This is a genomic window from Plantactinospora mayteni (genome assembly GCF_016862935.1).
In the GTDB taxonomy this organism is placed as follows: Bacteria; Actinomycetota; Actinomycetes; order Mycobacteriales; family Micromonosporaceae; genus Plantactinospora; species Plantactinospora mayteni.
This window is the reverse complement of sequence record NZ_BONX01000072.1, coordinates 13,522-26,201: the sequence shown is the minus strand read 5'-3', so window position 1 is coordinate 26,201 and position 12,680 is coordinate 13,522. Positions and strand designations below refer to the sequence as shown.

At 67.3% G+C, this 12,680-nt stretch carries 10 protein-coding genes; 9 read left to right on the top strand and 1 reads right to left on the bottom strand.

What is annotated here, in order from left to right; genetic code table 11:
* Nucleotides 1-375: 375 nt before the first annotated feature.
* The 5 genes from Pma05_RS39805 to Pma05_RS39785 are packed head-to-tail and all read left to right on the top strand — an operon-like array spanning nt 376 to nt 5,199.
* A complete protein-coding gene (locus Pma05_RS39805) occupies nt 376-1,365 on the top strand; it encodes a hypothetical protein (protein ID WP_203862718.1) in 990 nt (329 codons plus the stop codon).
* Nucleotides 1,366-1,368: 3 nt separating this feature from the next.
* Nucleotides 1,369-1,932 carry a hypothetical protein gene (locus Pma05_RS39800; RefSeq protein ID WP_203862717.1) on the top strand — a complete coding sequence of 188 codons (564 nt, stop codon included), beginning with the start codon at nt 1,369-1,371 and terminating at the stop codon, nt 1,930-1,932.
* A complete protein-coding gene (locus Pma05_RS39795; protein ID WP_203862716.1) occupies nt 1,929-3,212 on the top strand; it encodes a ThiF family adenylyltransferase in 1,284 nt (427 codons plus the stop codon). The genes Pma05_RS39800 and Pma05_RS39795 overlap by 4 nt, the downstream gene beginning before the upstream one ends.
* Nucleotides 3,209-3,721 carry a Mov34/MPN/PAD-1 family protein gene (locus Pma05_RS39790; protein WP_203862715.1) on the top strand — a complete coding sequence of 171 codons (513 nt, stop codon included), beginning with the start codon at nt 3,209-3,211 and terminating at the stop codon, nt 3,719-3,721. The genes Pma05_RS39795 and Pma05_RS39790 overlap by 4 nt, the downstream gene beginning before the upstream one ends.
* Nucleotides 3,718-5,199, top strand: coding sequence for an SAVED domain-containing protein (locus tag Pma05_RS39785; protein ID WP_203862714.1), 1,482 nt, complete (start codon nt 3,718-3,720; stop codon nt 5,197-5,199). The genes Pma05_RS39790 and Pma05_RS39785 overlap by 4 nt, the downstream gene beginning before the upstream one ends.
* Before the next feature lie 664 nt (nt 5,200-5,863).
* Here the strand turns inward: Pma05_RS39785 and Pma05_RS39780 are convergent.
* A complete protein-coding gene (locus Pma05_RS39780; protein ID WP_203862713.1) occupies nt 5,864-6,472 on the bottom strand; it encodes a response regulator transcription factor in 609 nt (202 codons plus the stop codon).
* Between the two features lie 105 nt (nt 6,473-6,577).
* Here Pma05_RS39780 and Pma05_RS39775 point away from each other — a divergent pair, with 105 nt between their 5' ends.
* The 4 genes from Pma05_RS39775 (at nt 6,578) to Pma05_RS39760 (ending at nt 12,236) form a co-directional block, all read left to right on the top strand.
* Nucleotides 6,578-6,865 (top strand): hypothetical protein, encoded by a 288-nt coding sequence (locus Pma05_RS39775; protein WP_203862712.1) that lies wholly within the window; start codon nt 6,578-6,580, stop codon nt 6,863-6,865.
* Nucleotides 6,866-6,978: 113 nt separating this feature from the next.
* On the top strand, nt 6,979-9,570 hold the full coding sequence (locus Pma05_RS39770) for a tetratricopeptide repeat protein (protein ID WP_203862711.1): 2,592 nt from the start codon (nt 6,979-6,981) through the stop codon (nt 9,568-9,570).
* Between the two features lie 394 nt (nt 9,571-9,964).
* On the top strand, nt 9,965-10,897 hold the full coding sequence (locus Pma05_RS39765; RefSeq protein ID WP_344922408.1) for a phosphorothioated DNA-binding restriction endonuclease: 933 nt from the start codon (nt 9,965-9,967) through the stop codon (nt 10,895-10,897).
* A 67-nt stretch (nt 10,898-10,964) separates the two neighbouring features.
* On the top strand, nt 10,965-12,236 hold the full coding sequence (locus tag Pma05_RS39760; RefSeq protein WP_203862709.1) for a hypothetical protein: 1,272 nt from the start codon (nt 10,965-10,967) through the stop codon (nt 12,234-12,236).
* The last annotated feature ends 444 nt before the right edge of the window (nt 12,237-12,680 follow it).

Here is a 12,680-nt window from a genome sequence, read left to right as displayed (position 1 = left end):
CGCTGCACACCGAGCCGGAGTAAGCCGGCGGAGCAATGGGCCGCGATTCAATCGACCGGCCTTGCGCAGCTTACAGAGTGGCGATCGCTGACCTGCGCTGCGCGGAACGTGACGCTACTCCGGAACCTGTCAAGATCAATGAGAGGGCGCACTGGGCCTCGATCCGCCGTCAACCATGGCAGCCCGACCGGGTCCGAGAGCCGGCCTGCGGGCTTCCCGCGTGCATCCGTCTCGATGGCCGAAGTGTCACACCCCAGCGGTAAGTTCGGCGCCTCCGGGAATTGGCGGCTCGGCGAGGCGGTTGGTTACGGCGGGTTACCCCCTCGGCCGACGTACCTGTACCGGCAGTACCACTTACTTACGCTCCATGCCAGTTTGATCAGAAGAGGACAAATGGGAGTTAACGAAGCTTTCGATGCCCTTCAGAAGGCGGTGGACGCCGACCCGGCACAGGTGTTGCTCGCCCGCGCTCGACGCGACATCTTCAAGAAGGCGCTCGGAGCCGAGAGTGACGTGGTGGGGGTCTTCGGTTCGGGTTCGCTGCGACGCAGCACGCAACTCAAGCCGATCCACGACGTGGACCTAGTGGTCGTGTACGCGGAGGACGACCACTCGGATTGGGGACTGCCCGGCGATTCTGCCGAGGAGGCCTTGGACTACACCCGAGGACGGGTCAACGCGTTGCTGGGGGCGACCAACGGCACCGTCGATAGGCTGGTCCGGCTCGCGCGCTGGCGCAACCACGCTGTGAAGTGCTTCATCGACGACCCGGACGACCCGGAGGCGTTCACGGTCGACACGATGCCGGCGCTTCGGCAGGCGGACGGCACGCTGCTGATCCCGGAGGCGCTGTCGCACAGGTGGGTGACCGCGGACCCGGAAGACCTGATCCGGCGCGTGGCCGACCACCAGGCGGACTGGTCGTACTTCCGGCCTATCGTGCGCGTTCTCAAGGACTGGCGGCGCTCCGTGAAGGTCGAGGGCAAGATCAAGTCGCTGCTGATCGAGGTCTTGGCGCTCGAATGCATGCCCCGCTCCGGGAGCCGGGCGGAGGCGCTGCGGGCGTTCTTCACGGCTGCGGCCGTTCGGGTCAACACACCGATCGAGGACCCGGCAGGCCACTGCGGCCTGATCCAGCCGGATCTGGACAAGGTCGGATTACGGACCGCGCTGGAAGAGGCGTCGGAGATCGCTACGCGGGCGTGCGCCCACGCTGCGGACGGCGACACGGACGAGGCGCTGCGGGCCTGGCAGGAAGTCTTCGGCGAGGACTTCCCGGCACCGGTGAAGAAGAAGGTCAGCCCGGCGGTGACCGGACCGGCGCTCATCCTGCCCCGGCCGATCAAGGACGCTCCGCAAGGCTGAGCGATGACATCTGACGACGGCGACGCGGTGACCTGGTGGCAGTGCGAGCCGCGCCGGCTCGCCCGTGACCAGGCCGAGGTCGGCGAACGGTTTCCCGGATTGCAGTGGGTTGGTCAAGGCGCGGGCGGATGGATTGGGCGGCTGCCTCGGTGGCCGTTCGACCGGCCGGAGCCAGCCGGCCTACGGACGCTGGTCGGCGAGGAGGGTCTGGAGGTTGCCCTCGTGTACGGGCACGCCTACCCGATGGTCGCTCCGTTGATCTACCCGCAGGATCCGGAACCCGGTATCGCCGAGCGGACGGATCACAAGTGGCACGTCAACGGCGACGGCAGCCTGTGCCTGTTGCAGGACGATGCGACCTGGAACGGCCGCGGCTCCGTGACTGACCTGCTGCTGAAAGCGGCCGGCTGGCGGCTCGAGTACGCACTGATGAGGGCGGGCGTGATCGAGGCGATGACTCTGCGCGGCATCGTCGACGACGAGCAGTCTGATCACCTGGTCGCCGTGGCCGCGGAAAGCACCGGCGGTTCCCCTGAGCAACAAGCGAACCCGGACGGCGTCCCGTGAGTCGGCTCCTGGTCATCGTCCCGCGCGAGGGCGCCGAATTGCTGAGGAGTGCGGGCAGCCACGGTAGCGCGACCTTCAAGGTCTCCGGCCCTCAGAACGCAGGCTTCCTGTGCGCCATCTCGGTGAAGGAGGGATCGATCTCGCCGGTGCGGATGACACCTCCCACGCACTTCCTCAACTTCGGAGACGCCCGCCCGGTCGGCTACTGGTACCGGGTGGCCACCGACCTGCACGTTGCCTGGGAATACGCGCGGTGTCGTAACGGCGCGCTGCCGGTGTCCGCGTTCGCCGAACTGGTGCCGTCCGGATTCAAACACCCGGGCGGCGGCGGCTACATCGCGCTGACCTACGCGCCCGACGCAGAAACCGGCCATCCAGGGGTCGGGATCGCCGAGTTCGCGGCCTGGCAGGTGACCGCCGGCGGCGTCAACCCTCTGGACGTGGCGTGCGAGCCGCAGGTCGTCGGCAACGTGCAACTCGCCCCGCATTGGCCGGTCGAGGCCCTGGCCGCAGCAACGGTGACCGTAGTCGGGGCCGGCAGCATCGGCGGCGCCACGGTGCACGCCCTCGCGGACTACGGGGTGGGCCGGTTGTTGCTCGTCGACCCGGACCGCCTGCTGTGGCACAACCTCGTGCGCCACGTTAGCGGCCCGGCGCAGGTCGGCAAGATGAAGGCTTTCGCCCTGCGGGACGATCTTGAACAACTGCGCCCCGGCACGAGCATCGAGCCGTACGCCCTCGATGTCATCCGTGACGCCGACAAGGTGCGGCCGCTGCTGGCTCGCAGCGACCTCGTCGTGTGCACCGCCGACGGCGTCGCGCCGCGCCGGGTCATCAGCCACCTGGCCCGTCGCGCCGGGCTGGACGCCGTGCTCGCCTGCGTGCTGGAAGACGGCGGTATCGGTGAGATCCTGCGGCTACGGCCGTGGCCGGACCGGGGATGCCTGGTCTGCCAACGACAGGCACTCACCGATGCCGGAGCGATCGATCCCGAACCTGCCCTGGACGCCGGCTACGGCAACGGCACCCGCCACCGGCCCATGACTGCGGTCGGGTCAGACCTCCACCTGGTCGGTCAACTCGCGGCCAAGGCCGCCGTCGCCACGCTGCTGGAACGCGCCGGCCACCCGGACCAGCGGCTGCCCGGCGATCACGGACTGCTTGCGCTACGCCCGCAACTGGGCTGGCCGCCGCCGTTCGACCTGACACGCGTAGGAGAACTGCGCTGGCTGGATGCCCGCCCGCCCGTACCCGGATGTCCCACCTGCGAGGAACCGTGACGGCCGACCCGCCGATCCAGCGAGTCCACCTCACGGCCGCCGCCCACGCCGTCATCGGCCGGGAGTGCGGTCGCTCCCAGGACGGCAACGAGACGGGAGGCATCCTGCTCGGCCACCTTCACGACGGCGTGGCGGAAGTCCGGGTCGCCGGCCGCCCTGGGCCAGCGGCCGTGCGGCAGCCCGCCTTCTTCCTTCGCGACCTCGGGCACGCCCAGCAGCTCGCTCACGACGCTTTCACCCACGACGGCAGCATCTGGGTCGGCGAATGGCACACCCACCTCGCCGCAGCCCCGGTCCCGAGCGAACGCGATCTTGCCACGTATGCGCGGCTGCTCGCGGACCCCGACCTCGGCTTCGAGACCATCGTCGCGATCATCGCCGTCGCGAACCCGGAGTGGGACCGCCCGGCGGCGTACGCCTGGACCTGCTTCGGTAACCAGGCGGTCGCCGTACCTCTGATCCTGACCACCGACGACCAATGCCCGACCTCAACGGAGGACCGCCGATGACCTCGCCCGAACCCGAACCTGCCGCCGGCTCGCTGTCCCGGGTGGGAGCCTTGCGATCCGGGTTCTACTACCAGGACCTCATCGCCTGGTCAGCCGCTCTGCGCGTCCTCCAAGCCGGGAGCGGGTACAACCAACTGGAGATCGAAGTCAACGGCGCCGGCAACGTGGACGACGTCATCCTGCGCGCCAGCGCCGGTCGACACCGACATGCGCAGGTGAAGTGGGCGGCCAAGACCGCCGACCTCATCAACGACGCCTACCTCACCGACGTGCCGAAGAAGGGCAAGTCGCTGCTGCAAAAGTTCCACGGGAGCTGGAAACTGCTGCGCCACCGTGACGACGTCCCACCGAGCCTGGAACTGACCACCAACCGGGCGCTCGACCCCGCCGACCCGCTGCTGAGCCTCGTTGACGGACGCTCCGACTGCCTCAACCCGGCGGCACGCCTCGCAGGTCTCACCACCCCGGCGGGACTCCGCGTCGATGAATGGGCGACACACCTGCAATGCAACCGCGATGACGTGCTCGCCATGCTCGACGGCCTCCTCTTCAAGGTCGGCCTGACCGTCAGCAGCGAACAGGACCGAGCACAGGCCCTCATGCTCGCCAACGGGCTGCTAGCCGACAAGGAGGCCCTCGACTGCGGTGTTGCCCTCATCGACAAATGGGTACGCGAAGGCAGGCGGATCCTCACCCCCGAGGACATCCGCAAGGAAGTGGAGCGAGTGGACCTGCACGCCGACGATCCTCGCGCCGTACTTCTCGTCCAGGCGATCAAGCGCGAACCGCACCCGGACGACGCCGCCGTCGTCCTCGACTGGGTCGACCTGTATGACGGCGACACGCCACCGCTGCGACGCCAACCCCGCGACCCGGCGGATTGGGCCACCATGAGCGACGACATCGACCAAGCCGTCGACACCCTCACTGCCCAGGGCCACACCAATATCGTCCTGCGCGGCTTCATGCGCCAGGCCACCTTCTTCACCGTCGGCGCCCGCCTCGCCCAGGTCACCGGCAACACCATCACCTACCTGCAGAACGGCGTCGCCTGGGCATCGAATGCGAAACACCTACCGGTCCCCGCCCCCAACAACGCCAGCACCATCGTCGGCGCCGGCAAAGAACTGGCCGTGGCCATCGGCATGAGTCTCGACCCCACGACCGCAGTCACCCGATACGTCACCGACGCGGACCTCCCGATCGACAGAATCCTCACCCTCCTACCCGCCGACGGCGCCCACGACCAGTCCGTCGCCGGCCCTGGCGAGGCCGTCGCCTACGCCCAGGCACTACGTAACGCCATCCGCCAAGACCTAGAACGCAAACCCGCCAGTCGCGTCCACCTCTTCCTCGCCGGACCGGGCGGCCTCGCACTGCTCCTCGGACACCGCTGGAACAGAGTCGCCCCGACAAAGATCTATGAAGACCTCGGCGCCGGGCACGGGTATGTCCCGGCATTCGAGGTCGACGCATAACTCAGGGCCAACGAATGGGGTGGTCTCGGTCCAGCGCCACCAGGACAGACCGACGCGCTGTTGGTGAGCGCGCTGTTCGGACCGGACCAGCGCAACGCGCTGCAGGCGGGTGTCCTGGCACAATCATACCGATATGACGTCGCGCGCCGTCGAGTCGCTTCTTGCCGAGGGTGCCGCGTACGTCCCGAGCGAGCAACGGCTACCACCAGGCCCGGCCATCGTGGAGGTCATCCCGAGGCCAGCTCCGGGGAGCTCGATCCGGCCGACCCGGACCACGACCGCCGGCGCCGGCAGCTGAGCTGCCTACCACTTACGCCGGGAAGGAGCCAACGCCGGCGCGCCGCCGAGGCGGCCGCCCGCCGAGGACCAGAGGGCGTTGCGCCGGCTGGTGCAGTTCGCCCGATTGGAGCCAGACGAAGAGCAGCGGGCTCGATCGATCACCCCACTGGCACCACGCCTGCCCGCGACAGTGCGCGGCGAGGCAACCGGCCAAGCGCCAATACCGCTAACTGACCAATCGTGCAGTCACCCCGCCGGCACACCTCAACGATTTCCGCCTTGAACCCCGGCGTAAACGCCCGACGCGGCGGCGCGGCTTCTTCCCCATGCCTTCCATGATGAACATCCTCCCGAGGGCCCACAGCCCCCTGATCTCGGATGTCCGTCAAACCGGGTCAGGCCCACTGGGGAGCAACCACCCTCGTTCCTGGGCGCGGACGATCGCCTCGATCCGTGTGCGGGCGCCGAGCCGTCGGTACAGGCTTTGCAATAGGCGGAACATCGCGCGCTCGGAATAGCCGGCCAATCGGGCCAGTTCGGCGACCGTCATTCCGGCCGCGAGGTGGCGTAGCCAGGCCAGCTGATCCGCCGTGACTATGGGCTCAGTCTCCGTACCCGTGAGAGCGGCGGCCACTGCAGCGGGCAGGACCGTTTGCCCATCAATCGTCGCCTCCACGGTACGTCGGAGGGCAGCCGCGGTGACCTCGCGGGGTAGTACCGACCGTGCTCCGGCACGTACCGCCCGCGCGCCCAGGCCTGCCGCCTCCTCGCTCAGCACTGCGATAACGCGCTGCTGCGGAGCTTCCTGCCGTAGTCGATCGAGCAGGTTCCAGTCCGTCGCGGTGGCCAGTGTCAGCAGCATCAGGCCGCCATCACTCTGACGCGCCCACTTCAGAGGATCCGCCGGAATGCCGACCTGGTATCCGGCTGCAGAGAGCACGGCGATGACCCCGTGCCGGTACATCGGCAGAGGGTCGATCACCGCGAGATCCATGGCGACGAGGGTAAGGAGCAAGGCGCGATACCGGCGCGAACGCGGCGGGAGCCCGCCGGATTCATGTCATGGAACTGCCCGGCCAGTCAGTCCTAGCGTCGAAGTATGGTCGTCGACAATGAACTCGGGCTCGGGTCGTTTCTCCCGATCACCGAGGAGGACCGGGAGATCGTCAGGCAGGCCAAGATGCTCCATATCCGGGTCGCCCCGCAGGAACGGGACGACATCCTGGCCGTCGCCCAGCAGCACACAGACTGGCAGCACCTGTCGGACGCGGACTTTGACCAGCGGGTTTTCGACGAGGTCGCGGTCCTGAGGTATCCCCGGGCCGCGCCGTCGCTCCTAGACGTCCGGGTGGTCATGGCCGCCCTGCGCGCCGGTCACCTCTCGTAGCGACGGCGTCCAGCGGATTTCCGGCGCATAGGAGGAGTTCCGGTGGCGATCCAGACCCTCATGATGACACTATGGTGCGTCTAGTCAGATCCCGATCACTCTGGGTAGGGGCGATGGCGCTCGCCTCGGGCATGGTACTGATGGTCGGTGACGTGCCCCGATGGTGGAGTCTGATTAGCGACGAGCAGGACAACTGGCTACTGCGGGCGCTCGACCGCAGTGACAAGTTCGCCAGCGTCTTGTCGTTGCTGGTCGGGATCGCTGCCCTGCGGGTGGCGTTCTCACAGCGCCGCCAGGACGGTCGGGTGACCGGGTCTACCTCGACGGTGGCTGAGCAGGCGCGGCAGGTGTTCGGGTTTTTCGTGGATCGTCGCGGCGAGCGGTTCCGGTTCCGGTGGGCTTTGGGTGACCTGCGGTCGCGGTTGATCGTGGTGCATGGCCCGGCCGGAGTCGGCAAGACCGAGCTTGTTGGGCGTGTCCTCGCCGACGCAAAGATCGACCACGATTGGTATCTGGTGACACCGGCGTTCTCTCCGACCGTGGACACCCTGGTGCACGCCCTGAACTTGGGTGGGGTGGACGTCGGGAGGGATCTACCACTGGACAGTTCGCCACTCGGGCAACTGGAGGCCATTCTGCGTGGCCGGACGAAGAAGCGGCACGTCATCGTGCTTGACTCGGTCGAACGATTACTCGATGACGACCACAAGCTGACCGACCTCGCCCTCGACGAGGCCCTCGACTTGATTGCCACTGGTCCGCGGCACGGTATCAAGGTCGTGGTGATCTCCGAAGTATTGCCAGTGGCGGGGGCCGGCGGGACCTGGGCCGACTCGGCCTGCAGGATCGCGGTGGACGGCCTACCGCTTGATTTCTTCCGCAAGTTCGTCGAGCGGAGCGCGGGTGGCCGCAGCGGGCTGCTGTCATCGCTCGACGACCGCCGGCTTGATGAGGTCCGTAGGGATCTCGGCGGCAGACCGCGCCTCGCCCAGCTGTTCGACTCGGTCCTGGAATCGGACCGGGACACGACGCCGCTCGCCCTGGCCGGCGAAGTGCACCGCTGGGCTGCCCGGACCGGCGTGGACGGTGTCGGTGACCGTCTGCGGAGTCGGATGACTGCAGCGTTCGACTCCGACCGTCGGGACATTTACCGAGCCGTCGCCTCGTTCGCTACGCCGGTCGACGCCGCGATGGTCCGGGCATTGGTCAACAAGTTCCGCCCACGCGGCTACGAGCTCAGGTTGGACGTCGTCCGCGACGAGTTGGTCGGGCTGAGTCGACACGCTATCCACGCCGACCGCTACCAGCAGACCTTCTTTCTCGGACCGGCCGAGGCAGGCCAGGTGCTGATCTGGCGAGAAAAGATCGATCGGGAGGGCATCGCGGCTGATCGGCGGCTGCTGATCGACGCCGCCTGGCTGTTGCGGGCGCGACGCCAGGCCGACCGCCATTGTGACTGGGCCAATCCGCAGTCGTACCTGGCCGAGGTCGACGCCTGGCTGCGTGCCGAACGGGCAGACGGGGCCTTCCGGTCGATCGAGGATATCGAAGCCACGTCCGCAGACGGTAATCCCCTTATGCTGTTTCGGAGGCCACGGCGGGTCGTCGCAGATCAGATTGGGGATACCGAACAATCGGCCAACTACAACGTGCTCGGCTACCTGCACCACGCCAGCGGCCACTTCGGGCGCGCGACGGAATTTTTCCAGACCGCTTTGACACGCGCCGGTGACGACAATCCGGTCTGGCGAGCCAGGATCCTGGTAAATCTCGCCGGCCTGAAGTGGGCACAGGGGAACGTGGGGGACGCGTTCACCGACTTTGAGAAGGCACTCAAGATGGCGCCGGAGGATCCGGTGGTGCGTGCTGGATCGCTCGCTGGGATGGCCCGGTGCCACCGACGCGACGGCCAGTACACCCTCGCGCGGCAGTACCTGGCCCAGGCGCTGCGCGCCGCAGGGCCGCATCCCGGTCGCCGGATCCCGCTCGAGTTGCGGCTGGCACGCCTGCACGTCGAGACCGAGCAGTTCCGGGAAGCCGAGGCGCTGCTCGATGCCGTCCGCGACGAAACCGAGGAAGTTGGGTCTCTGCGGGCAGCCTATCTGGACGTACAGGCAGACCTGCGACTGGCTCAGGGGCACTACGACCAGGCGAAACGACTCGCACGCGAGGCGGTTTCGCTGGCCCTTCCCGCCCACGACTCAGTCGTAGCCCTCCAGGCCCGCTCGACCCTCAGCGTGGTTCGGATGCACGAGGGCCGGTTCGACCACGCTGCCCGCGAGGCCACGATGGCCCGGCGGTACAGCGGCACCGACGCGCTAATCGTCCTGGCCCTCCAGGGTGTCGCCGTCCGGCGTGCCAAGGGACCGAGCGCGGCCCGAGATCTGTTCGCCGACCTCGTCGACCAAGCTGACCTCCGCACCGGGCTTAACGACCGGGACTTCGCCGCCTGGACCCTGATGGGGATCGCCCGGTGCGCCCAAGCCCTCGACACTCCGACCGGATCGACGAAGCCCGCGCTCGACAAATTCACCCGCGCCCGGCACCCGCACGCCGAACCGGCACCCGCACTCACCCGGCTGATGACCTTTCTGCTCGAGACCATCGCCGCCGACGATGACGAGCGCGCACGCCTGACCCCGGCGGTCGACAATCTCCGCAGCTCACTAAGCCATTCGAGACAACGCGAAGGTGACGTTGTGTAGTGTCTGCTCTCATTTGTTCGCTGGTGCTCGACGTAGAGGGTACGTTGCGCAGCGCCTGAAGGTGCTGCTCTTGAACAGGTTGTTGCCGCATGCGTTACCGGCGCAGATGCAGGCGGTGTATCGCCGGTCCGGCGGCGTCCGCGCTAGCGCCGGACTTCCGGTGGTCGGCCGACGCACCGATTAACTGCTGGTAAGGCAAACCCGCAGGTCGAGCCAGGGCGAACTGGCGGTCTCGTCGAGGACGTCAACGATGAGCGCGCCGGGCGCCTCGCTGGCGGCGATGAGCCGCCGTCGGCACGCCACCTCGGCCAAGGTCGATGCCTATACGGCGCGGATCGCGAGTGGACCCGGCGCGAGCTTGCCTCGACATACCCGGATGCGAGAATCGGCGGCGATGACGAACAACGATGGGCTGGTGGCGGAGAGTCGCGTCGGACTGCTGGCTCGGATTGCCACGCTTCGGCTCCACCAACGTGATGGACGTCGGGCTCCCCACAAGCCGCTGCTGGTCTTGCTGGCGTTGGGGCGGTTGGCGACCACCGGCTCCAGTGCGTTGCCATGGCGAGATGCACAGACCCAGCTGGGAGGTTTGATCGCGGAGTTCGGTCCGGCGTCGAAGACGAGTCGGGCCCAGAGTGTGGCATACCCGTTCACCCGGCTCCGGTCGGACGGCATCTGGGTTCTTGACCGTGATGTCCCGATGGACACCGTTGGCACGCTGGCTGCTGGGTCAATCACCGGACGGTTTGCTCCTGGCGTGGAGGAGGCGCTGGCCGGTGACCCTGGATTGGTTGCCTCGGTTGCTCGTGCGCTGGTCGAAAGCTATTTCCCGGACACGATCGCCCCGGACCTACTCAGCGCGGTCGGCCTTGAGCCGGCCACGGTGCTCCACGCCGCTGACACCGTGCCCGACCCAATGGGTGCATCCAAGCGGCGACGTGACCCGAGTTGGCGGGAGCTGATCATCCAGGCATGGGACCGGCAGTGCGCTTTCTGCGGGTTCGACGGGCAGCTACACGGTGCCACCGTGGGCATCGACGCTGCCCACGTGCGCTGGTTCGCTCTGGAGGGTCCTGACGATCCGGACAACGGGCTGGCGCTCTGCGCGCTGCACCACAAGCTCTTTGATCATGGAGCCCTCGGCGTCGACCTGAACCTATGCATCCACGTCTCCGCGATCTACAGTTCCCGCACCGACGCCGGCCGTGCGATTCACGACCTACACGGCAGGTCCCTCAAGCCGAGGCCCGGAACTGCCATGCCGGCGAACGAGCATCTGGAATGGCACCGCCGCTGGGTGTTCAAAGGACTACCACTGACCGGATAGCCCCGATACCGCCGCTTCTCCTCACGGTATCGGAGTAGGTCATCACCACTGAAGGGGGATCGCGCAGTTGCTGCCAGAAACGCTGGCCGAGCCGGGTGCGTACGAAATCTTGTCGACGTGGGACCTTGTGGACTCGGTCCGCAAGGAGCTGTCGAACAGTTCCTTGCGAGCCGAGGTCGACGTCCGACCGGTGCCCGAGCTGATGTCCTTGACGTTGCGCAAGGATGTCCGGCCTCTTGAGATCCTGCTCGCCCTCGGCAAGACCACCAGCGCCCTGCCCGGTCTCGGTACCGCCGGGGCTGCGGGCATGGCTGGGCTGACTGCTCTACGGACCGCGAGCCGCTGGGCAATCACGCGATACCTCTGGGCGTTCTCCGACCATCGGCCGGACCTCTGCTTGTCCGCGTTGACCGACCAGGTGCGGTTCCACCAGCGAACCATCCTCTCCGAGCAGTTCGGCATCGCTATCGCAACCGACGTGGTCGAACAGCTGATCCTCGACAAGCCGGCGTCGGTCGTCGACGCCGATGCTGTCTCGTATGATCCAGTTTTGGGGATTTCGATGAGTGGGCTGAGGTCGCACAAGCCCGACTACTTCTGGTACTGCCATGAAGACAACCGGCTATCACAGGTCGTTGTGGTCGAGGCGAAAGGTACGACGTCCGGTCCCCGCAAAACGATCGGGCAACTGGCCCGCGGGGTGGAGCAGGTGCTCGTCCCGAGTCAGATCCCCGGGGTGCCGATGCGCAGGATCGTAGTCGGCGCGGGCTTCAAGGGGCGCCGCATCTGCGCCTACGCGGTGGAGGTAGGCGCCCCGACCGTCAGCACACAGCAGGATGTCGTGGCTGTCATCCGAGAGAGGGAGAGCTCGGTGTCCGCGCGAAGGCACCGCCAGTTCGACGAGGACGACGCGGCCTACTCCGCTGCGGTCGATGCTGGCGACGCCGCCCGGGAAGCCCTAATCGAGGACCAAGTACGGCTCCACAACTTCGCCGGGCAACCGGTAACGAGACACACCCTCCGTGCCGATTCGCAGTCGGTCAGGGCGAGAACGAGGTCGCTCGAACCGGTGTACGCACAGGGCGCGACGTTCAGGTGCGAAAGCACCCGGATCGCGCTGGGCCAGCAAACTCTCCGACTGCGGACGGGCGTCGCCGACGAACTGCTGGTATCGCCCGAGAAGTTCCCCGAGCGCGATCTGACCGCGCGCCGTGAGTACTACCGCCGTGGGCGTAACGGACACGGGTATCGGCTCGTCCCTGCCCAGACCGCCGATGGTCGAGAACTGATGGTGCTGACATCACCCGACGGGTGCATGCTCTCGGCCTCGGTGGAGTGACCATACTCCGAACTGCAACCGCCGAGTTCCCAGATCGGTGAGGAGGTAACCCTTGGCGAGGGTCCGTAGCGAGTGCGGATGCCGCCGACGTCACGAAGGGCATGCCGGGCGTGTACACCGCCGGCCAGAAGGTCAGGGCCTCGCGGAAATCCTCGCTGCAGCCGACTGCCCGACGGACATCAACCAGCGAGTCGCCGAACGCCCGGCAGGCAGCCAACCGCCGCCCCCGGACCATGGGATCCATAGCGGTAGCCGAAGTCGATGGCCAGGATCAGGACGCGGTGATGGCTCGCCGCTCGAACCACGGCCGACTATGCTCAGTGCCGTCGGGTCGTCTGTCGACGACCCGACGTCGCCCCACAACCAACGACGGGCCTCACCGCATTTGTCCTGATAGCCTGACATTTAGCCAAGCGGGATGACACCGGAAAGCCGTGACCCATG